This is a genomic window from Zoogloea ramigera, from assembly GCF_006539865.1.
Classification (GTDB): domain Bacteria; phylum Pseudomonadota; class Gammaproteobacteria; order Burkholderiales; family Rhodocyclaceae; genus Zoogloea; species Zoogloea ramigera.
Window position 1 is genome coordinate 1 of sequence record NZ_BJNV01000048.1, and the last position, 20,015, is coordinate 20,015.

A 20,015-nucleotide genomic window follows, 5' to 3' on the forward strand; every position below is an offset into this window, starting at 1 on the left:
GCCCTTGGCAGGGGGGAACCGCGCTCGGTGGCCCTCCCCTCCCCAGCCGCCTTGTGGCACGAACCGTGGAGTTGCTTGTAGGTGCGAGCTTGCTCGCACAGCACGGTGTGGTCGCCGGCAGCCAAGGTAGATCGGCTTAGCGCAGCGTAACCCGACGCCCCACACCTTCGAGCGCCGCGCGGCGATGTCGGGTCACGTTGTGCTGACCCGACCTACGGGGCCGTTGTAGCCTTCGCGGGTGGCTGCGGTCGGGCTTTGTTCCATCCTCGGCTGCGTGCAATCGGCGGAACCTACAGCGGTTTGCCCTGTCTGGCATTAAGATTGCAGTCAGCACCGCCGGCGCGCTGCTGCAATCCTTGCTGCACTCCGTCTGGCGCCACCTGGCCGCCTCCGATGAATCGCTGTGTTGTCTGATCCAGGTTCCGATGTTGCTTGCCGCCCTCGTTCTTGTCCCCTTTCTGGGTAGCCTGCTCGCCGCGGTGATGCCGGCGGATGCCCGCAACCGCGAGTCGTGGCTGGCCATTGCGGTTGCGGCCGGCGGCCTCCTCATGGCCGGCTCGCTCTACCCCGACGTGGCCGCCGGGCAGGTGCTGCGCGAGGAGCTGGCCTGGCTGCCCGCCCAGGGGCTGTACTTCGTGCTGCGGGTGGATGGGCTGGCGTGGGTGTTCACCATGCTGGTGCTGGCCATCGGCCTTCTGGTGGTGGTGTATGCGCGCTATTACATGTCGCCGGCCGACCCGGTGCCGCGCTTCTTCGCGTTTCTGCTGGCCTTCATGGGCTCGATGCTGGGGGTGGTGCTGTCGGGCAACCTGGTGCAGCTGGTGGTGTTCTGGGAGCTGACCAGCCTCACCTCATTTTTGCTGATCGGCTACTGGCACCACCGGGCCGATGCGCGGCGCGGGGCGCGGATGGCCTTCACCGTTACAGCCACCGGCGGGCTGTGCCTGCTGGCGGGGGTGCTGGTGCTGGGGAACATCGTCGGCAGCTACGATCTGGATGTGGTGCTGGCGGCGGGCGAGCGCGTCCGCGCGGACGAGCTGTACCTGCCGGCGCTGGTGCTGATCGCCCTGGGGGCGCTGACCAAGAGCGCGCAGTTTCCCTTCCACTTCTGGCTGCCCCACGCGATGGCGGCGCCCACGCCGGTGTCGTCCTACCTGCACTCGGCGACCATGGTGAAGGCCGGTGTGTTTTTGCTGGTGCGGCTGTGGCCGGCGCTGGCCGGCACGCCGGAGTGGACCTGGATCATCGGCGGGGCCGGGGTGTGCACGCTCATGATCGGCGCCTTCATCGCGATCTTCCAGCATGACCTGAAGGGCCTGCTGGCCTATTCGACGATCAGCCACCTGGGGCTCATCACCACCTTGATCGGCATCGGCACGCCGCTGGCCATCGTCGCGGCGATCTTCCACATCCTCAACCACGCCACCTTCAAGGCGTCGCTGTTCATGGCGGCCGGCATCATCGACCACGAGACGGGCACCCGTGACATGCGGGTGCTCGGCGGCCTGCGCCACGCGCTGCCGGTCACCGCCACGCTGGCCATCGTCGCCAGCGCGGCGATGGCGGGCGTGCCGCTGCTCAACGGCTTCTTGTCGAAGGAGATGTTCTTTGCCGAGACCCTGCTGGTGGGCGGCGACACCAACTGGTGGATGTCCTACGCGGCGCTGGCGATGGGGGTGTTCGGGGTGGCGTATTCGCTGCGTTTCATCTCGATCTTTTTTGGCGCGCCCAGCGAGGCGCTGCCCCGCGCGCCCCACGAGCCGCCGCGCTGGATGCGCTCGCCGGTCGAGCTGCTGGTGCTGACCTGCCTGGTGGTGGGCGTGCTGCCTGGCCTCAGCATCGAGCCGATCCTGCACGTGGCGGCCGTGGCGACCCTCGGCCCGGCAATGCCGGAATACGACCTTGCGGTGTGGCACGGCTTCAATATTCCGCTGCTGATGAGCACGCTCGCCCTGGCCGGCGGTGTGCTGCTTTACGGGCTGCTGCGGCGCTACCTGCAGCTGAAAGAGCGCGACACGGTGCCGCTGGTGCACCGCCTCAACGGCGCGCAGATCTACGAGAACACGATGCTGCGCCTCACCCGCGGGGCCGGCTGGCTCTTGAAGCACCTCGGCACGCTGCGGCTGCAGCCCCAGTTGCTGCTGCTGATGCTGGCGCTGCTGGGGGTTCCGCTGCTGCTGGCCGGCGCGCCGCCGGCCTGGAGCGACAGCCCGCGGCAGGGCTTCGACCCCTTGTTTACGGCCATCTGGGTGATCGGCGGGGGCTGCGCGATCGCTGCCGCGTGGGTGGCCAAGTATCACCGCCTGGCGGCGCTGGCGCTGGTGGGCGGCACGGGCGTGGTCACGGCGGCCACTTTTCTGTGGCTGTCGGCGCCCGACCTGGCGCTGACCCAGTTGATGGTGGAGACCGTCACCACGGTGCTCCTGCTGCTCGGCCTGCGCTGGCTCCCGCCGCGCATCAAGGCCGGCGCGGGCCAGCCGGCGCCCGGGCGGCTGGCCTGGCTGCGCCGGTCGCGCGACCTGCTGGTGGCGACGGCCGGCGGGCTCGCCATGGCGGCGCTCACCTACGCCGTGCTGGTGCATCCGGCCTCGGACACCATCGCCGACTTCTTCCTGCAGAACGCCCTTACCGGCGGGGGCGGCAGCAACGTGGTGAACGTTTTGCTGGTGGATTTCCGCAGCTTCGACACGTTGGGTGAGATCACCGTGCTGGCGATCGTCGCACTCACCGTCTATGCCCTGCTCCGCCGCTTCCGCCCGGCCCCCGAGAGCGTCGCCATCCCGGCCCAGCAGCGCCACGACGTGGACCCGGCCAGCGCGCAGACGCCGGCCGAGCAGGCGGGCAGCGGCTATCTGCTGGTGGCCGGCATCTACCTGCGCCTGCTGTTGCCCTTCATGGGGGTGGTGGCGGTGTATTTCTTCATGCGTGGCCACAACCTGCCGGGCGGCGGCTTCGTGGCGGGGCTGATCTTCTCGGTGGCGATCCTGGTGCAGTACATGCTGGCCGGCACGGTGTGGGTGGAGAGCCACCTGCAACTGCGGCCCCACCGCTGGCTGGGCTTCGGGCTGGTGCTGGCCTGCGCGACGGGTCTGGGTGCGTGGCTGTTCGGACACCCCTTCCTCACCACCCACACCGCGCATGTCGATTGGCCACTGGTGGGCGAGCTGCACCTGCCCAGCGCCTTCGTGTTCGATCTCGGGGTGTTCGTGGTGGTGGTCGGCACGACCATGCTGATGCTGGTGGCGCTGGCCCACCAGTCGCTGCGCGCCCATCGCCTGCCCGGCGACGAAGCGGCCCGGGCAGCGCCACCTGTTAGCGGACGGAGGACGCTCTGATGGAGCTCACGTTATCGATCGCGGTCGGGGTGATGTTCGGCGCGGGGGTGTGGCTGATCCTGCGCCCCCGTACCTTCCAGCTCATCACCGGCTTGCTGCTGATGTCGTATGCGGTGAACCTGTTCATCTTTGCGATGGGCCGCCTGTGGGTGGCCCAGCCGCCGATCACGCCGACGCCGGCCGTCGATCCGGCGCTGTTTGCCGACCCCGTCCCCCAGGGCCTGGTGCTCACCGCGATCGTCATCGGCTTCGCCACCACCGCGCTGTACCTGGTGATGATCATCGGCGCGCGGGGCCTCACCGGCAGCGACCACGTCGATGGCGAGGAGCCCCGCGAATGAGCGCCCTGCCCTGGATGCAGCACCTCATCGTGGTGCCCGTGCTGCTGCCGCTGCTGGTGGGCGCGCTGCTGATCCCGGTTGCGCAGAACCGCCACGGGTTCAAGTTTGCGGCCAGCGCGGTGAGCGGCGTGCTGCTGTGGCTGCTGTCGCTGGCCCTGCTGGGCATGGCCGACGGCGGCCACTGGCCGGACGGCATCGGCGTCTATCTGGCCTCGAACTGGGCGGCGCCCTTCGGCATCGCGCTGATGGTCGACCGCCTCTCGGCCCTGATGCTGGTGCTCACCTCGACCATCGCCCTCGCCGCGCTGGTGTTCGGGGCACGCCGCTGGGACCGGGTGGGGGTGCATTTCCATTCGCTGTTCCAGTTTCTGCTGATGGGGCTCAACGGCGCCTTCCTCACCAACGACCTGTTCAACCTGTTCGTGTTCTTCGAGGTGATGCTGGCGGCCTCCTACGGCCTCGTTCTGCACGGCTACAACCTGCGCCGCATCCAGGCCGGCATGCAGTATGTGGCGGTCAACCTGGTGGCGTCGCTGTTGTTCCTGATCGGGGTGTCGCTGATCTACGGCGCCACCGGCACCCTCAACATCGCCGACCTGACCCTGCGCGTGGCGGCGCTCGGGCCGCAGGACACCTATCTGCTGCGCATCGGGGCCAGCGTGCTGGCGCTGGCTTTCCTGACCAAGGGCGCGATGTGGCCGCTCGGCTTCTGGCTGCCCACCACCTACGCCGCCGCGTCGCCGCCTGTCGCGGCGATGCTGGTGCTGATGACCAAGGTCGGCGTGTATGCGCTGCTGCGCGTCTGGCTGGCGGTGTTCGGCGACGCGGCGGGCGAGCTCGAGGGCTTCGGCCTGGCGGCGCTCTCGGTGGGCGGCATGGCGACCCTGCTGTTCGGGGCCGTAGGCATGCTCGCCAGCCAGGACGGCGGGCGCATGGCGGGCTACGGGGCGATCATCTCGTCGGGCACGTTGCTGGCGGTGCTCGGGCATTCGGGCAGCGCGGTGCTCGCGTCGGGGCTTTACTACCTGATCGGCTCGACCCTGGCGATGGCGGCCTTCATGTTGCTGATCGAGCTCACCGAGCGCATCCGCCCGCCGGGCGCCGCGCTGCTGGCGATCACCATGGAGGCCTTCGCCATCGAGGACAAGCCCGAAGACCCGGTGGGCGTGGGCATCCCCGGCACCTTGGCCTTCCTGGGCCTCAGCTTCGTGGCCTGCGCGCTGGTCATCAGCGGCATGCCGCCGCTGTCGGGCTTCGTGGCCAAGTTCAGCCTCTTCCATGCGCTCCTGGCGATGCCGGGCCGGGTGCCCCCGGCCACCTGGCTGCTGATCGCGCTGATGCTGCTGGCCGGGCTGGCGGCGATCATCGCGCTGATGCGCCTGGGCGTGCGCACCTTCTGGGCCTCGGGCGCCGTCACGCCGCCGCGGCTGCAAATCTCGGAGGTGCTGCCGGTGGGCGGGCTGGTGGCGCTGTGCGTGGCGCTGACCCTGCAGGCCGGCGCGGTGTTCGATTACCTGAGCCGCACGGTGGACGGGCTGGCGCGCAGCGGCTCCTACACCGAGCGGGTGCTGGGCGAGCCGCCCGTGATGCGGCCGGCGGGCGGGGAGGTGGCGCGATGAGCCGCTGGCTGCCCTCCCCCTTGCTGTCGATCGGCCTGCTGCTCACCTGGCTGCTGCTCAATGAGAGCGTCGCGGCGGCACACTGGCTGCTCGGCGGCGCCCTGGCGGTCGTCGCGCCGCTGCTGGTGCGGCCTCTGTTGCCCCACGGCCACGCCCGCCTGCGTCGCCCGCGGGCGCTGCTGCGGCTTTTGTGGCTGTCGGCGATCGAGATCGTCCGGTCGGCGTTCAACGTCGGCCAGCTCATCCTGCTACGCAAGCCGGATGCGGTGAACTCGCAGTTCATCCGGGTGCCGCTCGACCTGCGCAGCCCCCACGGCCTCGCGCTGCTGTCGTGCCTGATCAACTCGACGCCCGGCACGGTGTGGGTGGATTTGCTGCCCGAGCGCCACGAGCTGCTGCTGCATGTGTTCGACCTGCACGACGAGGCGTGGTGGATCGACACCATCAAGACCAGTTACGAGGGTCCGATCATCGAGGTGTTCGAGACGGCCGGGCGCGCGCCCGAAGGAGAAAAGCCATGACGACCACGACGCTGCTGTCGGCGGCGGTTTACTTTGCGCTGGGCTGTGTGGTGCTGGGCATGGTCTTGTGCGCGCTGCGCCTGGCGGTCGGCCCGACGGCGCAGGACCGCGTGCTGGCCCTGGATACGCTGTGGATGTGCACCATGCTGCTGGCGCTCCTGCTGGGCATCGCCCACGGCAGCCTGGTGTATTTCGAGGCGGCGCTGCTGATCGCGCTGCTCGGCTTCGTATCCACAATCGCGCTGGCCAAGTTCCTGATGCGTGGGGAGGTGATCGAATGAGCGTCGCCACGCTGCCCTGGTGGGCTGCCGTGCCGGTGGCCGTCCTGCTCGTCATCGGCGGGCTGATCACGCTGGTGGGCACCCTTGGCCTGCTGCGCCTCAAGACCTTCTACCAGCGCATCCACGGCCCGGCGATTGCGATCTCGCTGGGAGCGGGCTGCATCCTGGTGGCGTCGATGGTGTATTTCACGGCCGCCCAGTCGCGGCTGGTGGTTCACGAGCTGCTGATCGGGGCGTTCTTGCTGATGACCGCGCCGGTGGTGGCGATGCTGCTGATGCGCGCGGCGCTGTACCGGGATCTGCGCGCCCGCCGTGCGGCTGGCCTGGACGACAATGGCGGCGATTGCGGAGAGCGCGAAAGCACGCCGGGTTTGTCGGATGAGGGGATACCGCTAGGCCAGCCCGCCGCCGGCCAGCTTCACGCCGAAGCCGATGAACAGCGCGCCGACGCCGCCGGTGGCGGTGGCCGATAGCCGCGGCCGGCGCCGGAAGGCGTCGGCGAGCCAGGTGCCGCCGAAGATCAATACGGACAGGTAGGCCATGCTGCAGAGCTGGACGACCACCCCCAGGATCAGGAACGACAAGGCCGGGTGGGCATAGCCGGGCGAGACGAACTGGATGAAGAAGGACACGTAGAACAGGATCGCCTTGGGGTTCATCAGGCTGATCAACAGCGCCACCCGGAACGGCCTGGCGGTGCCGGCTTCGGGCAGCGCGGGGGCCGCATCGGTGGCGGGACGGCGAGCAAGGGCCGTGCGCAGCAGGCTGAGCCCGAGAAACACCAGATAGGCCGCGCCGGCATACTTGAGTGCCACGAAGAGCGCCGGATTGGCCTGGAACACCGACGCCACGCCGGTGGCGGCGAGGGTCATCAGGATCAGGTCGCCGACGAAGATCCCGGCTGCCCCCCGGTAGCCGGCGGCGATGCCGAAGCGCGAGGCGATGGTCATCACGTAGAGCGAGTTCGGCCCCGGGACGAGGACGATGAAGATGGTGCCGAGCACGAAGGTGCCGAGGTCCGTGACGCCGTAGAACACGCTGCGCTCCGCCTTGAAAGGGCGCAATGCTACGCGCTGCGGCCGGAGGGTTCCAGCAGGCTCAGCGCGGCAGGCGGCCGCTCACAGCGCCGCGACCATCGCCTCGTAGCTTTGCCCCTCGGCGGCGAGATGGGCCGACAGCACGCGCAGGCCGGCGGTGATGGCGTCGCGGGGGCCGGCCGCCTTTTCGGCGGCGAGCATCTCGGCGTACAGCACGCGCACCCGGGCGATGGCCTCTGGGCGGGCATGCCGCCTTACCGAGCGATAGCCGGTGATCTGCCCCCGGGCGTCAGTGATGGGCGAGACGTGGGCGAACACCCAGTAGAAGCTGCCGTCCTTGCAGAGGTTTTTAACGTAACCCATGAACTGCTCGCCCTCGGCGACGGCGTCCCACAGCAGCTGGAACACCGCCCGGGGCATGTCGGGGTGGCGGACGATGTTGTGTTGCTGGCCCACCAGCTCGGGCTCGGTGTAGCCGGAATACTCGACGAAGAGGTCGTTGACCGAGGTGATGCGGCCGGCGAGATCGGTGGTGGAGAGGATGTAGCGATCGGTGGGAAGGATACGTTCGCTGTCGTTGGGGACGATGTGACGCGGTTTCATGACGGTTTCCTGCCGCCCTGCGGCGCGGTTTGTGCCGATATGGCGAGCAGGACCTCCTCGCGGTAGTCGTCGGCAATCGGAAGGGGCGCCAGCAGCTGGGCATGGCTGGCCGCCGGAATCAGGCGCTGGAGGTTAACGAGCTGGGCCGGGATCGACGGGTGGCGGTTGTTGGCCACGATGTCCCGCGCGGTGTCGACCGCCATGCGCGCGATGTTGGCCCGCAGGGAATCGGTGCCACGGATCAGCAGCGCGATGATGGGGGGCAACTCCCAGGCCTCCACCAGCGCGAGCGTCATCTGCCGGAAGGTGAAACCGATCGCCTGCTCCTGGGCCCGCAGGGGCCGGAAGGCCCGGCCGGAGGCGAGCTCATCGGCCACCTTGAGGGGCAGCTCGGGGGCGAAGTACCACAGCAGCAGCTCGCCGCTCTCCGACAGCAGGGCCGCCAGGGCCACCTCGTCGGGCGAGACGTCGGAGCGCAGGCTGGCCCAGCCGCGGGCGATGCTGGAGGCGAGCACGGCGCGGAACTCGCAATCGTTGCGGCCCTTGCAGCTGTCGTCGCTGACGCTGCTGGCGCTCACCAATTGGACGAGCTCGTTCCAGCCCGTGTGTAGCACGGCAGCAAGGGTGGTGGTGGTTTCCTGGCCGAGGCGCCGGGAGCGACGGTTCTCGGCATGGCGCAGCAGCTTGAGGGAGAGGTAGGGGTCGGCAAACACGTAGCCGGCCAGCTCGCGGGCCGAGATGGCCTCGGTGGACGCGGAATCGAGGCTGGCAAGCGCCTGCAGCAGGGCCTGGGTGCGCAGCAGCACCGGAATTTCCTTGTCCTTAAGGAACTCCACCCACTGGGCAACGCCCCAGCGCCATTGAAAGGAAGTCAGCATCCGCCCCTCTTTTTCTGCCCGCGGCCGTCCCTTTCAACTTAGGTGTTCGGTGCGCGCTCCGCCACGATATCAGCTAACGCGGGCTTCAGTGGTGACCGTCGAGCATCGCCGCAGCGGCACCGGCTCGGCTGCGCCACTCGTCCAGGCAGGCCCGGAGGCGCGCCGCCTGCTCGGAAGGGTTGCCGCCAGGCCCCAGCAGCACGACCTCGTCGGGCAGCCGTGTCCGCACCATCGCCCGCTCGCACTCGGCCTCCAGCAGGACGATGACCAGCGTGCCGCGCGCCCGGGCGTGGCTGGCCAGCGCGTGCAGCATCCGGATGGTGTCCATGCCGGCGAGGCCCAGGTGGGTCAGCACCACCGCCGGCGCCTCGGCGCCGATGCGGATCAGCGCATCGAAGCCGTCACTGGCGAAATCGGTGGGCATCGCCGGCACAGCGTTGCCCGCGAGCGCGGCCAGCGCACTGCGCTCGTCGTCCTCGCACACGATGAGGAGGCCCCGCGCCTTGTCGGTACGCCTTGTCCGCAGCAGCGTATCCACCGGCGAGACCAGAATCCGCGGCCGCCCTGCCCGGCTCTTCCAGCCTTTGGGCTGACCGCTCTCCGCCAACAGGCGTGCAGTGCGCACGCTCCCGCCGAGCCGCCGGGTGGCGATGCGCGTTGAACAGTTGATCGTCGAATTCGGGCGTTGCGTCATGGTTGAGGTACCAAGTTTGTAACTTTTAACAACTTTGCCGAATCATTATGCATTTCATCGTTTTCGACTAAGGAGAAATTTCTCGTTTGCCCGCTCGATGCGTTGCTCAAGTCTGGCTTTTCGACGCCGTATAACCATCCCGTCACGAACCGTCCTTGTGCCTGCATCATGAGAACCCCCCTGCGCTCCCTGCTCCGCCCCGTGTTTGGGCTCGTCCTGCTGCTGGCGACGCTGAAGGCGGCCGTCGCCGCGCCGCCCACCTACAGCGTCGCCATCGTCCCGCAGTTCAGCGCCCAGCAGATCCACGCCGAGTGGCAGCCGCTCCTGAAGCGGGTCGGCGACGAGGCCGGCGTGAAGCTGGAGATGCGCTTCCCGAGCACGATCCCGACCTTCGAGACGTCCTTTCTGCAGGGTGAGCCGGATTTCATTTTCGGCAACCCCTACCACGCGGTCATGGCCCGGCGGAAGCAGGGCTACATTCCCCTCGTGCGCGACGAGAAGCTGCTCACCGGCATCCTGGTCGTGGCCAAGGACGGCCCGGTGTCATCCTTGAAGCACCTCGCCGGCCAGAAGATCGCCTTCCCGGCGCCGAACGCCTTTGGGGCATCCCTCTACATGCGCGCGCTGCTCATCGAGAAGGAGCAGCTGCGTATCGAGCCGGTTTATGTGAAAACCCACGGCAACGTGTATCGCCAGGTTCTGGTGGGTGACTTTGTGGCAGGTGGTGGCGTCAACCAGACCTTTGCCGATCTTCCCGCCGTCATGCGCGACAAGCTGCAGGTGCTCTACGAGACCCCGGGCGCCGCGCCCCATCCCTTCGCCGCCCATCCCCGCGTGCCAGACGGGGTGCGCAAACGTATCACCGCGGCCTTTCTGAAACAGGCCAGCGACGCTGAGGGCAAGGCGCTCCTGAAAGACGTGCGGATGCCCAACCCGGTCGCGGCCGACTACGGGCGCGACTACGGCCCGCTCGAGAAGCTGCGGCTCGACAAATACCTGGTTCTCGAAGAATGAACCCGCAAGGCTTCGTGGGCCGCCCCCCGTTCGTCGCCTCCCCTCGGGGAGCCCGCGCCTTGTGCCCCATGTCGGCAGCTGCAAGCCACCACTGTTCCTAGCCTGAATGTCCCTCCGCTCAGCCCTCGTCAGCCGCATCCCCCGCAGCCTCCAGTGGCGCCTTGCGTTGCCCGTCGTGTCCCTGTTGAGCGCGGTGCTGCTGGTGTATGGCGCAACGACCGCCCTGCAGCAGTCGTCCACCGTCGCCGGGATGCTCAATGCCCGCGCCCAGAACCTCGCCCGCAGCGTGGCTGCCGCCAGCGTCGGCCCGCTCCTGATGCGCGATCTGGAGGCCCTCGAGCAACTGTTGATCAGCAACCTGCGCTACGGCCGCGTGCAGGCCGTCCAGATCCTTGACGCGCGGGGCCGGCTGGTCGCCGACGTCGAAATGAAAGATGGGAAGGTGCTCACCCACTTCGGCCGGGCCGCCCCGCTGCTGCCCCCGGGCGAAGGCGCCGAGCGCACCGAGAATGTGCGTGAGCTCAACGTGCTGGGCCTCAGCCTGCACCGCCACGACGGTGATCCGGTGCTGTGGCAGGCCATCCACAACGACCGGGACGGCCTGGGCTGGGTGCGGGTGACGGTGGACAGCAGCCCCATCGAACAGATCCAGAGCGGGATCTGGCTCAACAATCTGCTGCTGCTGATGGGGGTGATCGTCATCTCCATCGGCGGCGTGTTCATCCTGCTCCATCGCCCGCTCGCCGAACTGCAGCGCGCGGCCAACTTTGCCCGCACCCTCGCCGACGCCCGCGGTGGCCAGGCGCCGGGCTGCGAGGCGATCGCCGAGATCAACAGCCTGTTCCAGTCCCTCAACCACGTCTCGGCCAGCCTGGCCAGCCAGGAGCGCGCACTGCTGGCCGCCAAGGACGCGGCGGAGCAGGCCAACCGGGCCAAGAGCCACTTTCTCGCCAACGTCAGCCACGAACTGCGCACACCGATGAACGGCATCCTCGGGCTCTCGGACATGCTGCAGTTGAGTGAGCTGCCGAGCCGCGAGAAGGAGTTTGTGCGGCTGATCAACGACTCGGGCCGCCAGTTGCTGGTGATCATCAACGATCTGATCGATTTTTCCGATCTCGATGGCCAGAGGGTCAGGCCGCAGCAGCAGCCTTTCCTGCTCGATCAGGTGCTGGCCGAGGTGCAACAGGGCATCGCCGAGGCCGCGGCCACCAAGGGCCTGGAGGTGCTGCAGCGGGTTCCGCCGGGGCTGCCCCGGCAGCTCGTGGGGGATGCGCCGAGGCTGCGCCAGGCGCTCAGCAAGTATGCGGAGAACGCGGTCAAGTTCACCGAACGTGGCGCGGTGTGCATTGCCGTCGAGGTCGAATCCCGCGAGGCGGACGCGCTGGTGCTGCGCTTCATCGTCGAGGATAGCGGCATCGGCATTCCGGAGGCGGATCAGGGCCGCCTGTTCAGGGGCTTCGAGCAGGTCGATGGGTCGAGCACGCGGCAGTACGGCGGCACCGGCCTCGGCCTCGCCATCGCACGCCAGATCGCCAGCCTGCTGGGTGGCACCATCGGGGTGAGCAGCACGCCCGGCCAGGGCAGCCGCTTCTGGCTGACGCTGCGGCTGGGCATCGCCGCGGATGGCACGTCAGATGATGCCCTCGCCGTGGCGGCACCCGCAGCGGCTCCTGCCCTTCCCGTCGCCCCACCGCTTGCCGCCGGCCTGCGGCCCGGCCCGGCGGCCGTCGAGGTGGCACGCCGTGAGCTGGGTGAATTGATCCGGCTGGGTGATATCTCGGCGCTGCCGTGGCTGGCGGCTCAGGGGGAGATCCTGCTGCACGCCAATCCCGAGGCCCACGCGAAGCTGATCACGGCCCTCCAGAACTTCGATTTCGACGCCGCCGAGGCGGCCCTCCAGGCCTTCGAAACCCCACCCGCCTGAGGCTGCCGCCGGGTTTCCAGACGGTGAACGACACAGCGCCCCGGCCGGAAACCCGGCTGGGGCGCTGTCAGTGCATGCTCAGCCGGGCGTTGGCCCGGCCTTCATGCGGAGGCTCAGACTTCGACGGTGTTCGCCACTTCGACGAACGCCGGGATCTGGTCGAAGTTCATATAGCGATAAACGTCGGCCGCCTTGGCATTGACCGCCTGAACCTTCTCCTGGTACTCGGCGACGGTCGGCAGGCGGCCCAGCAGGGCAGCGATCGCAGACAGTTCGGCCGAAGCCAGGTACACCCGGGTGTCGATGCCCAGGCGGTTCGGGAAGTTACGGGTCGAGGTGGACACCGCGGTGGAACCCTTGCGGATCTGCGCCTGGTTGCCCATGCACAGTGAGCAGCCCGGCATTTCCATGCGGGCGCCGGCCTTGCCGAGGACGGAGTAGTAGCCTTCTTCGGTGAGGATGAGGGCGTCCATCTTGGTCGGCGGGGCGATCCACAGGCGGGTCGGGATGTCGGACTTGCCGTCCAGCACCTTGCCCGCGGCGCGGAAGTGGCCGATGTTGGTCATGCACGAGCCGATGAACACTTCGTCGATCTTGTCGCCCTGGACTTCGGACAGCACCTTGACGTCGTCCGGGTCGTTCGGGCAGGCCAGGATCGGCTCGGTCACATCGGCCAGGTCGATCTCGATCACGGCGGCGTATTCGGCGCTGGCGTCCGGCTGCAGCAGCACGCCGTTCTCGATCCAGTCTTCCATGGCCTTGATGCGGCGCTTGAGGGTGCGGGCATCCTCGTAGCCTTCGGCGATCATCCACTTCATCAGGGTGATGTTGGAACGCATGTACTCGACGATCGGGGCCTTGTTGAGCTGCACCGAGCAGGCGGCAGCCGAACGCTCGGCGGCGGCGTCGGAGAGCTCGAAGGCTTGTTCGACCTTCAGATCGGGCAGGCCTTCGATTTCGAGGATGCGGCCGGAGAAGATGTTCTTCTTGCCCTTCTTCTCGACGGTGAGGAGGCCGGCCTTGATGGCGTACAGCGGGATCGCGTTGACCAGGTCACGCAGGGTGATGCCGCGCTTGGTGGCATCTTCCATCGTGCCCTTGAAGCGGACCAGCACCGATTCGGGCATGTCGAGGGGCATCACGCCGGTGGCGGCCGCGAAGGCCACCAGGCCGGAGCCGGCCGGGAAGGAGATGCCGATCGGGAAGCGGGTGTGGGAGTCGCCACCGGTGCCGACGGTGTCGGGCAGCAGCAGGCGGTTGAGCCAGGAGTGGATCACGCCGTCGCCCGGGCGCAGGGACACGCCGCCGCGGGTGGAGATGAAGGACGGCAGCTCGCGGTGCATGCGCACGTCGACCAGCTTGGGGTAGGCGGCGGTGTGGCAGAAGGACTGCATCACCAGGTCGGCGGAGAAGCCGAGGCAGGCCAGGTCCTTGAGCTCGTCGCGGGTCATCGGGCCGGTGGTGTCCTGGGAGCCGACGGTGGTCATCTTGGGCTCGCAGTAGGTACCCGGGCGAACGCCCTGGCCTTCCGGCAGGCCACAGGCGCGGCCGACCATCTTTTGCGCCAGCGAGAAGCCCTTGCCGTTGTCGGAGGGGTTCTGGGGCAGGCGGAACAGGGTGGACGGGGGCAGGCCGAGGGTTTCACGGGCCCTGGTGGTGAGGCCACGGCCGATGATCAGCGGGATACGGCCGCCAGCGCGGACTTCGTCGAGAATGACGAGGGTCTTGAGCTGGGACTCGGCAATGGTGGCGCCGTTCTTGGTGGCGGTGACCGTGCCGGTGGCGGCGTCGATCTTCAGCTCGATCTCGTCGCCCATGTCCATCTGGCCGGCGTCGATCTCGATGGGCAGCGCGCCCGCGTCTTCCATGGTGTTGAAGAAGATCGGAGCAATCTTGGAGCCCAGGCAGACGCCGCCGAAGCGCTTGTTCGGGACGAAGGGGATGTCTTCGCCGGTGAACCACAGCACCGAGTTGGTGGCGGACTTGCGGGAGGAACCGGTACCGACCACGTCACCGACGTAGGCGATCAGGTTGCCCTTGGCGGCCAGCGCCTCGAGCTGCTTGATCGGGCCGCGGGAGCCCGGCTCATCGGCTTCGATGCCCGGACGCGGGTTCTTGAGCATGGCCAGCGCGTGCAGCGGGATGTCGGGGCGGGACCAGGCGTCCGGAGCCGGCGACAGGTCGTCGGTGTTGGTTTCGCCGGTGACCTTGAAGACGGTGAGCTTCTGGCTGGCCGGGACTTCGGGGCGGGAGGTGAACCACTCGCCGTCGGCCCACGACTGCATCACGCCCTTGGCGTTGGCGTTGCCGGCCTTGGCCAGTTCGGCGACGTCGTGGAAGAAGTCAAAGACCAGCAGGGTCTTCTTGAGGCCTTCGGCCGCGGTCGCGCCGCATTCGGCGTCGCCCAGCAGGTCGATCATCGGCTTCACGTTGTAGCCGCCCAGCATGGTGCCCAGCAGCTCGGTGGCCTTGACCTTGGAGACCAGGCCGCAGGCGAGTTCGCCCTTGGCAACCTTGGCCAGGAACTCGGCCTTCACCTTGGCGGCGTCGTCAACGCCGGCGGGAACGCGGTAGGTCAGCAGCTCCACCAGGAAGGCCTCTTCACCGGCCGGGGGATTCTGCAGCAGTTCGACCAGAGCTTGGGTTTGCTGCTTCGACAGGGGCAGCGGCGGGATGCCAAGCGCGGCGCGCTCGGCAACATGCTGACGATAGGCTTCAAGCATGGGTAGATCCTTCCTAGACGGTGGTTACGTGACGGTGTTTCGACTGGCGCCCCGGCCCTTGTGCGGCCGCGGACGCTTCTCCCTCTCAGACTGATGCGGCTTTTCGAGCAAAATTCAGTCTTATATATATTATATTTTAAACCTCATGAATTGTGCGACTGCACAATCCAAATTTGCCCAGCCCATGATCTTACGCCGTTAACCGCCGCCCGCCCGCGGTTCAGGCGGGCAGAAAATTCGCCAGGGCGAGCTCGACTGCCTTCAGGGAGATCGGCTTGATGAGCAGGTCGTCGAAGCCGGCATCGACAAGACGTTGTTTTTCTTCGGGAAGCGCGTGGGCGGTGTAGGCGATGATGTGGAGCCCGCTGAAACGAGGGTCGGCGCGGAGCCTGGCCAGCACCTCCTCGCCCGACATGCCCGGCATGCTGATGTCGAGAAACACCACGTCGAAGGGGCTGGAGGCGAGCTTGGCCAAGGCGGAGGCGCCGTCCTCGACCTCCTCGGTCACGAAGCCGAGCCGCTTCACGAAGGCCATCGCCAGCCGGCGATTGATTGCGTTGTCGTCCACGACGAGGATGCGCCTGGACGCTGGGGGTGACGTATCGCTCATGGGCTGATGCCTGTCAGGTGGGAGGGGTGGACGGCCCTGCGATGGGCAGGGTCAGCGTGAAGGTGCACCCTTCGCCGACACGGGATTCGAGGCTCAGCTGACCGCCGAGCAGATGGGCGAGCTCCCGGGCCAGGGCCAGGCCCAGGCCGGTGCCACCGTGGTCTCGCGTGATGAACTGATCCAATTGACGGAATTTCTCGAAGATGACGCCCTGCGCCTCGGGCGGAATACCCGGGCCGGAATCGCGGACGTCGAAGGCGAGCCGGTCGTCAAGCCGGCGCACCTTCAACTCGACCTCGCCATTTTCGGTGAACTTGATCGCATTGTTCAAGAGGTTGTTGATGATCTGCCGCAGCCGCTGGGGGTCGGTCGAGATCTGCGCCGGCAGATCGTCCGCCAGCGTGCTCGTGAGGGTGAGCGACTTGCCCTGGGCGTGGGCCCGGTGGGCGCCGATCAGGTCGGCCACCAGGCGGGAGAGCTCGAGCTCGGCCACCTTGAGCTCCATCCGCCCGGCCTCGACCTTGGCCAGATCCAGCAGGTCATTGACGATGTCGAGCAGGTGCTGGCCCGAGGTGTGGATGCTCGCCGCGTACTCCTGCTGGGCCGGGTCTTCGAGCTCGACCTGCAGCAGCTCCGAATAGCCGAGGATGCCGTTGAGGGGCGTGCGCAGCTCGTGGGACATGTTGGCGAGGAAGTCCGACTTGAGCTTGTTGGCCTCCTCGGCCCGGGCCCGGCCGTCCTCGGAACGCTTGAAGGACTCCTGCACCGTGTCGGCCATGCGGTTGAACGAGCGGGCGAGTTCGCCCATTTCGTCGGTGGAGCGCGCCTGCAGCCGATGGGACAGATCGCCCGCCTGGAAGCGCCCGAGCCCGTCGATCATGCCGGTGATGCGGCGAGTGATGAACTCGGCCATCCAGATCGCCACGATGATCACCAGCACCACCATCACCAGCGTGGACAGGGTCAGCGCGCCGGCGGTCTGGGTCAGGTTGCTGCCGATGTCGCCACGCAGGGCCTCGCGCTTCTGCTGGAACTCCTTGTCGGTTTCGGTGATCGCCTCGCCGATACGCTTGGCCGAGGCGGTGGCGGCGCGGTGAAAGTCATCCACGTTGGCACCGATCGTGACGAAGCCGAAGCCCCGCTGCGAGTAGCCGTACTGGCCGGTGTAATAGGGGATCGCTGCGGCGGTGGTGAGCTTGTCCAGGCCCGAGAAGAAGATCGCAAAAGACCCCGAACCGCCCCTCTCGGTGAGCTGGTTCCAGCCGGCGCACTGGGGCGAGAAGTTGAGGTAGCGGCAATCCAGGGCCACGGTGCCGGCCTTCACCTGGGCGGCGGCGGGCTTTTTCTTGAGGGACTGCCCGTCGAAGGGTGTGACGCCCGCCAGAAAGGCCCCGGAGGGCTTGCCGGAAGCCTGCCAGGCGTCGTAGAGCCCCTGGTCCAGCCACGGCGTGACCTGCTCGCCGGTGGCCGGGTCATAGCCGACGATGAAATAGTCCCGCGGGTGCGAGATGTTGCGGCTGCGGTGGTCCCACATGAAGGCGTAGTTGCCGACGATCGCGTCGTTGATCGCGGTGTAGCGGGAGTCGGTGGGGCTCAGGTGATCGGTGAACTCGCGGATGTGGTCGTGGTCGAGGGCCAGGCTCACGTAGCCGACGATGCGGCCACCCTTCAGCACCGGCGTCGCCCACCGCACGATGCCGCGGAAGCGGCGCCCGACGGGGTTCTCGGTGCCCGCGTAAGCAGACTCCTCGGGCTTGAACTCGATGCCGGCCTTCTTGGCCGACGCCGGCAGGTAGGGCCCGATCACGCGGCTGCCCACGTAGGCGCCGATCACTTCCGAAACGTAGATTTCGCCCGCTTTCAGCTTCCTGAGCTCGGGCCAGTAGCGCTCGGCCTTCATGAAGGTGTTCTCCGGCCGGCTCACATCCTGCAAGGCAGTGGGCATCAGCTCGCCGGTGGTGATCTTGACGCGCTCGCGGCCATTGAGGTCGATGAAGCTCATCTCGACGAACAGCGGGCGCTGCTCGGGGACGCCGATGTACTCGGGCGGGCGAGCATTGAAGTGCTTGGCATTGTCGGGCAGCGCCTGGCTCGCGTCGGCGGCCAGGGCTTCGTCCCAGCCCTCTGGCCCGGCACTCTCCCAGCGGCTCTGATCGTCCGACAGGCGCCAGCTGCCGTGCCGATGCAACGCGCGGCTGCGGTGGGCGAGAAAGCGCCGGTAGGCCGCCTCGTCGGGCTCGACCTGGGCGGCCTGCAGGATGTCGGCGTCGCGGTCGTACAGAAAGCCGGCCACCGCCCGGGCGGTGTCGGTGGTGAGGCGTTCGATGCCCTCGCGGGCCCGGTCGTCGAGGGCCTTGATGGCGTCGCCGGTGGCCGTGTCGCCCATCTGACGGATGGTCGCCAGCATCGAGTCGGCCATCGCGCCGGCCTGCCGGCTGACGGTGTCGCCAAGGCGCTGGGCCATGGTCCAGGCCACCAGGGCCAGCAACAGCAAAGGCAGTACCTTGATGACGACGAAGATCGCGATCAGCTTGCCGCGAATCCCCATCATCCAGCGCTTGAATCCCATGTCCTCACCCACAAGTGAGCCGGAGCCTTGCGGCCAGGCCGGCATTGATCGAGTCGGGCACGCAGACACACGCCCGACGGCGAGGCAGGTCTCCCGCCGCTTTTAACGGCCTCACCGTGAAAAACTTCATGGACACAGCCTACACGCAACTCTTGCCGCCGGCGCGGCTGCCGGACCAGAATGAGCGCCCTGCCCTATCAGACGCCGCCATGCCCCAAGCCTGCCCCTGCGGCAAACCCGCCGACTACGCCGCCTGCTGCGGGCGCTACATTGATGGCGGCGCTCCGGCACCCGACGCCGAGGCGCTGATGCGCTCCCGCTACACTGCCTTCACGCTGGGCCGGGAGGCCTACCTGCTGGCCACCTGGCACCCGGATTACCGCCCGGCGGAGCTCGGCCTGGCCGAAGACTCACAGACCCGATGGCTGGGCTTGCAGGTGCGTCGTCACGAGCGGGTCGACGAGACCCACGCCGTCGTCGAGTTCGTGGCCCGCTACAAGGTCGGCGGGCGGGCCCACCGCCTGCACGAAACAAGCCGTTTCCTGCGCGTGGATGGCCGCTGGCTCTACGTCGACGGCGACATCCACCCAGCCTGACGCGGCCTCAGCCCTCGAGCACGAGCTCGATGGTCTCACCGGCAAAATCGACGCGCTGGCCCGGGCGCAGCTTGGCCCGCTTGCGGTTCTCGATCTCGCCGTCGACGAACACGTCACCGTCGGCGACCCGCTGCTTGGCTTCGCCACCAGAGCCGCACAGGCCGGTGGCCTTCAGGAGCTGGTCGAGCTGGATGAATTCCCCTTCGACGGGAAAGCGGATGGTCATGGCTTGAGGCTCCGGTACGTTACGGCGTGATGAAAAAAGAGTGGCGGATTGTGTCAGAGCCGACACAATCCGCCAATCATCGCAAAGCCCGCAGGTCAGGCCGGAATGCGCAGTACCTGGCCCGGGTAGATCTTGTTCGGGTCGCTCAGCATCGGCTTGTTGGCCTCGAAGATCTTCATGTAGGCGTTGGCGTTGCCGTAGCAGGCCTTGGCGATCGCCGACAGGGTGTCGCCGCGCACGACGGTATGAAAGGTGGCCGGCGGCTCGGGGTTGGTGACGGTGAGCTGGTCGTCCACCTTGTCGACGCCATCCACGTTGCCGCAGCACAGCAGCACTTTTTCTTTGGTGGCCTGGTCGGCAACGGTGCCGGCGACGGTCACGGTGCTGCTGGCGCCATCGAAGCTCACGGTGAGGGCGCTGGCGTCCAGGCCCTGCTTGTCGATGTAGGCGACGATGGCGGCGGCGGCCTTCTGGTTGAGGTCGGCCAGCTTGTCCTGGGCGCTTTCCGCGGCGGCCGCTTCGACGTCCTTGCGGCCAAAGAGTTTTTCACCTGCTTCACGCACAAAGCTCAGCAATCCCATGTCGTGCTCCTGACTGATGTTGAGGAGATGAGAGACTAAGGCGAACGGCCCGCCAATGCACCCCAAAAGTGTGTCCGAAGGCAAACTCGCGCCGCGCCGCCCCGACCTTGCCCCAACGTTGCCCTTACTCGCCCAGGGGTTGCATGCCGTGGCGCCGGCGGGCGCGGGCGCAGCCCTCGTCGCCGATGCCGAGCGCCGCATAGGGCGCGAAGTCGCGGCACGGCCCGGGGCGGCGGTCGTAGATGGTGCAGAGCACCTCTCCGCCGATGTCGCCTGCCAGCGCGATGCAGCGCGGTGGCCCGTCGTCGGTGCCGCGCATCCGGTACAGGCTGGCGGTGACCGGCAGCGTCAGGGCCACCGGCACACAACCGCCGGGCTGGCTCTCCAGGTCGGAGACATGGAAATCCACCCGGAAGCTGGCGCAGCAGGCGCCACACGAGAGGCAGGGGTCAGCCACGGG

Annotated in this window: 19 protein-coding genes; 9 read left to right on the forward strand and 10 right to left on the reverse strand. The window is 67.8% G+C overall.

Features of this window, described 5'->3' with window-relative positions; all coding sequences use genetic code 11:
• The first annotated feature begins 425 nt into the window (after positions 1–425).
• From ZRA01_RS13455 to mnhG, 6 genes are read left to right on the forward strand one after another with little or no spacing between them, the layout of a single operon-like run.
• A complete protein-coding gene (locus tag ZRA01_RS13455; RefSeq protein ID WP_141353112.1) occupies positions 426–3,335 on the forward strand; it encodes a monovalent cation/H+ antiporter subunit A in 2,910 nt (969 codons plus the stop codon).
• A complete protein-coding gene (locus ZRA01_RS13460; RefSeq protein WP_141353041.1) occupies positions 3,335–3,676 on the forward strand; it encodes a Na+/H+ antiporter subunit C in 342 nt (113 codons plus the stop codon). Before ZRA01_RS13455 ends, ZRA01_RS13460 begins: the two co-directional genes overlap by 1 nt.
• Positions 3,673–5,295, forward strand: a complete 1,623-nt coding sequence (locus tag ZRA01_RS13465) for a monovalent cation/H+ antiporter subunit D (RefSeq protein WP_141353043.1) — start codon at positions 3,673–3,675, stop codon at positions 5,293–5,295. The genes ZRA01_RS13460 and ZRA01_RS13465 overlap by 4 nt, the downstream gene beginning before the upstream one ends.
• Positions 5,292–5,816, forward strand: coding sequence for a Na+/H+ antiporter subunit E (locus tag ZRA01_RS13470; RefSeq protein WP_141353045.1), 525 nt, complete (start codon positions 5,292–5,294; stop codon positions 5,814–5,816). The genes ZRA01_RS13465 and ZRA01_RS13470 overlap by 4 nt, the downstream gene beginning before the upstream one ends.
• On the forward strand, positions 5,813–6,097 hold the full coding sequence (locus tag ZRA01_RS13475) for a K+/H+ antiporter subunit F (RefSeq protein ID WP_141353047.1): 285 nt from the start codon (positions 5,813–5,815) through the stop codon (positions 6,095–6,097). Before ZRA01_RS13470 ends, ZRA01_RS13475 begins: the two co-directional genes overlap by 4 nt.
• A complete protein-coding gene (mnhG, locus tag ZRA01_RS13480) occupies positions 6,094–6,570 on the forward strand; it encodes a monovalent cation/H(+) antiporter subunit G (RefSeq protein ID WP_141353049.1) in 477 nt (158 codons plus the stop codon). Before ZRA01_RS13475 ends, mnhG begins: the two co-directional genes overlap by 4 nt.
• On the opposite strand, the gene leuE is transcribed toward mnhG, so the two are convergent.
• The 4 genes from leuE to ZRA01_RS13500 all read right to left on the reverse strand — a co-directional run bounded on the left by leuE (position 6,490) and on the right by ZRA01_RS13500 (position 9,309).
• Positions 6,490–7,134: a leucine efflux protein LeuE gene (gene leuE / locus ZRA01_RS13485; RefSeq protein WP_141353051.1), complete on the reverse strand. Its 645-nt coding sequence runs from the start codon at positions 7,132–7,134 to the stop codon at positions 6,490–6,492. The genes mnhG and leuE overlap by 81 nt on opposite strands.
• An 81-nt stretch (positions 7,135–7,215) precedes the next feature.
• Positions 7,216–7,737 carry a PAS domain-containing protein gene (locus tag ZRA01_RS13490; RefSeq protein ID WP_141353053.1) on the reverse strand — a complete coding sequence of 174 codons (522 nt, stop codon included), beginning with the start codon at positions 7,735–7,737 and terminating at the stop codon, positions 7,216–7,218.
• A complete protein-coding gene (locus tag ZRA01_RS13495) occupies positions 7,734–8,615 on the reverse strand; it encodes an HDOD domain-containing protein (RefSeq protein ID WP_141353055.1) in 882 nt (293 codons plus the stop codon). The genes ZRA01_RS13490 and ZRA01_RS13495 overlap by 4 nt, the downstream gene beginning before the upstream one ends.
• Positions 8,616–8,700: 85 nt before the next feature.
• Positions 8,701–9,309, reverse strand: a complete 609-nt coding sequence (locus ZRA01_RS13500; RefSeq protein ID WP_141353057.1) for a response regulator — start codon at positions 9,307–9,309, stop codon at positions 8,701–8,703.
• A 168-nt stretch (positions 9,310–9,477) separates the two neighbouring features.
• Between ZRA01_RS13500 and ZRA01_RS13505 the strand changes: the two genes are divergently transcribed.
• Both ZRA01_RS13505 and ZRA01_RS13510 read left to right on the forward strand, forming a co-directional pair.
• Positions 9,478–10,323, forward strand: coding sequence for a phosphate/phosphite/phosphonate ABC transporter substrate-binding protein (locus tag ZRA01_RS13505; protein WP_141353059.1), 846 nt, complete (start codon positions 9,478–9,480; stop codon positions 10,321–10,323).
• Between the two features lie 106 nt (positions 10,324–10,429).
• Complete coding sequence (locus tag ZRA01_RS13510) at positions 10,430–12,250, forward strand: sensor histidine kinase (RefSeq protein WP_141353061.1); 1,821 nt, start codon at positions 10,430–10,432, stop codon at positions 12,248–12,250.
• A gap of 113 nt (positions 12,251–12,363) precedes the next feature.
• Here the strand turns inward: ZRA01_RS13510 and acnB are convergent, their stop codons facing one another.
• From acnB to ZRA01_RS13525, 3 genes are all read right to left on the reverse strand, one after another.
• A complete protein-coding gene (gene acnB, locus ZRA01_RS13515) occupies positions 12,364–14,973 on the reverse strand; it encodes a bifunctional aconitate hydratase 2/2-methylisocitrate dehydratase (RefSeq protein WP_141353063.1) in 2,610 nt (869 codons plus the stop codon).
• 220 nt (positions 14,974–15,193) lie between these two features.
• The gene (locus ZRA01_RS13520) at positions 15,194–15,583 is read right to left on the reverse strand and encodes a response regulator (RefSeq protein WP_141353065.1); all 390 of its coding nucleotides are present in this window, start codon (positions 15,581–15,583) and stop codon (positions 15,194–15,196) included.
• Positions 15,584–15,596: 13 nt separating this feature from the next.
• Positions 15,597–18,152: a sensor histidine kinase gene (locus ZRA01_RS13525; RefSeq protein ID WP_141353067.1), complete on the reverse strand. Its 2,556-nt coding sequence runs from the start codon at positions 18,150–18,152 to the stop codon at positions 15,597–15,599.
• Positions 18,153–18,280: 128 nt separating this feature from the next.
• On the opposite strand from ZRA01_RS13525, the gene ZRA01_RS13530 reads away from it, so the two are divergent.
• Entirely contained in the window at positions 18,281–18,748 is a 468-nt protein-coding gene (locus ZRA01_RS13530) for a YchJ family protein (protein WP_170182978.1), read from the forward strand.
• A 7-nt stretch (positions 18,749–18,755) separates the two neighbouring features.
• On the opposite strand, the gene ZRA01_RS13535 is transcribed toward ZRA01_RS13530, so the two are convergent.
• From ZRA01_RS13535 to ZRA01_RS13545, 3 genes are all read right to left on the reverse strand, one after another.
• Positions 18,756–18,974: an RNA-binding S4 domain-containing protein gene (locus ZRA01_RS13535; protein ID WP_141353069.1), complete on the reverse strand. Its 219-nt coding sequence runs from the start codon at positions 18,972–18,974 to the stop codon at positions 18,756–18,758.
• Positions 18,975–19,069: 95 nt separating this feature from the next.
• On the reverse strand, positions 19,070–19,555 hold the full coding sequence (lysM, locus tag ZRA01_RS13540) for a peptidoglycan-binding protein LysM (protein ID WP_141353071.1): 486 nt from the start codon (positions 19,553–19,555) through the stop codon (positions 19,070–19,072).
• Positions 19,556–19,679: 124 nt separating this feature from the next.
• Positions 19,680–20,012 (reverse strand): YkgJ family cysteine cluster protein, encoded by a 333-nt coding sequence (locus ZRA01_RS13545; protein ID WP_141353073.1) that lies wholly within the window; start codon positions 20,010–20,012, stop codon positions 19,680–19,682.
• Between the last annotated feature and the right edge of the window lie 3 nt (positions 20,013–20,015).

Bases quoted from the DNA above. Each gene is read 5' to 3' on its own strand.
- ZRA01_RS13455 (WP_141353112.1), top strand. From the start codon at position 426: ATGTTGCTTGCCGCCCTCGTTCTTGTCCCCTTTCTGGGTAGCCTGCTC.
- ZRA01_RS13460 (WP_141353041.1), top strand. From the start codon at position 3,335: ATGGAGCTCACGTTATCGATCGCGGTCGGGGTGATGTTCGGCGCGGGG.
- ZRA01_RS13465 (WP_141353043.1), top strand. From the start codon at position 3,673: ATGAGCGCCCTGCCCTGGATGCAGCACCTCATCGTGGTGCCCGTGCTG.
- ZRA01_RS13470 (WP_141353045.1), top strand. From the start codon at position 5,292: ATGAGCCGCTGGCTGCCCTCCCCCTTGCTGTCGATCGGCCTGCTGCTC.
- ZRA01_RS13475 (WP_141353047.1), top strand. From the start codon at position 5,813: ATGACGACCACGACGCTGCTGTCGGCGGCGGTTTACTTTGCGCTGGGC.
- mnhG (WP_141353049.1), top strand. From the start codon at position 6,094: ATGAGCGTCGCCACGCTGCCCTGGTGGGCTGCCGTGCCGGTGGCCGTC.
- ZRA01_RS13490 (WP_141353053.1), bottom strand. From the start codon at position 7,737: ATGAAACCGCGTCACATCGTCCCCAACGACAGCGAACGTATCCTTCCC.
- ZRA01_RS13495 (WP_141353055.1), bottom strand. From the start codon at position 8,615: ATGCTGACTTCCTTTCAATGGCGCTGGGGCGTTGCCCAGTGGGTGGAG.
- ZRA01_RS13500 (WP_141353057.1), bottom strand. From the start codon at position 9,309: ATGACGCAACGCCCGAATTCGACGATCAACTGTTCAACGCGCATCGCC.
- ZRA01_RS13505 (WP_141353059.1), top strand. From the start codon at position 9,478: ATGAGAACCCCCCTGCGCTCCCTGCTCCGCCCCGTGTTTGGGCTCGTC.
- ZRA01_RS13510 (WP_141353061.1), top strand. From the start codon at position 10,430: ATGTCCCTCCGCTCAGCCCTCGTCAGCCGCATCCCCCGCAGCCTCCAG.
- acnB (WP_141353063.1), bottom strand. From the start codon at position 14,973: ATGCTTGAAGCCTATCGTCAGCATGTTGCCGAGCGCGCCGCGCTTGGC.
- ZRA01_RS13520 (WP_141353065.1), bottom strand. From the start codon at position 15,583: ATGAGCGATACGTCACCCCCAGCGTCCAGGCGCATCCTCGTCGTGGAC.
- ZRA01_RS13525 (WP_141353067.1), bottom strand. From the start codon at position 18,152: ATGGGATTCAAGCGCTGGATGATGGGGATTCGCGGCAAGCTGATCGCG.
- ZRA01_RS13530 (WP_170182978.1), top strand. From the start codon at position 18,281: ATGGACACAGCCTACACGCAACTCTTGCCGCCGGCGCGGCTGCCGGAC.
- ZRA01_RS13535 (WP_141353069.1), bottom strand. From the start codon at position 18,974: ATGACCATCCGCTTTCCCGTCGAAGGGGAATTCATCCAGCTCGACCAG.
- lysM (WP_141353071.1), bottom strand. From the start codon at position 19,555: ATGGGATTGCTGAGCTTTGTGCGTGAAGCAGGTGAAAAACTCTTTGGC.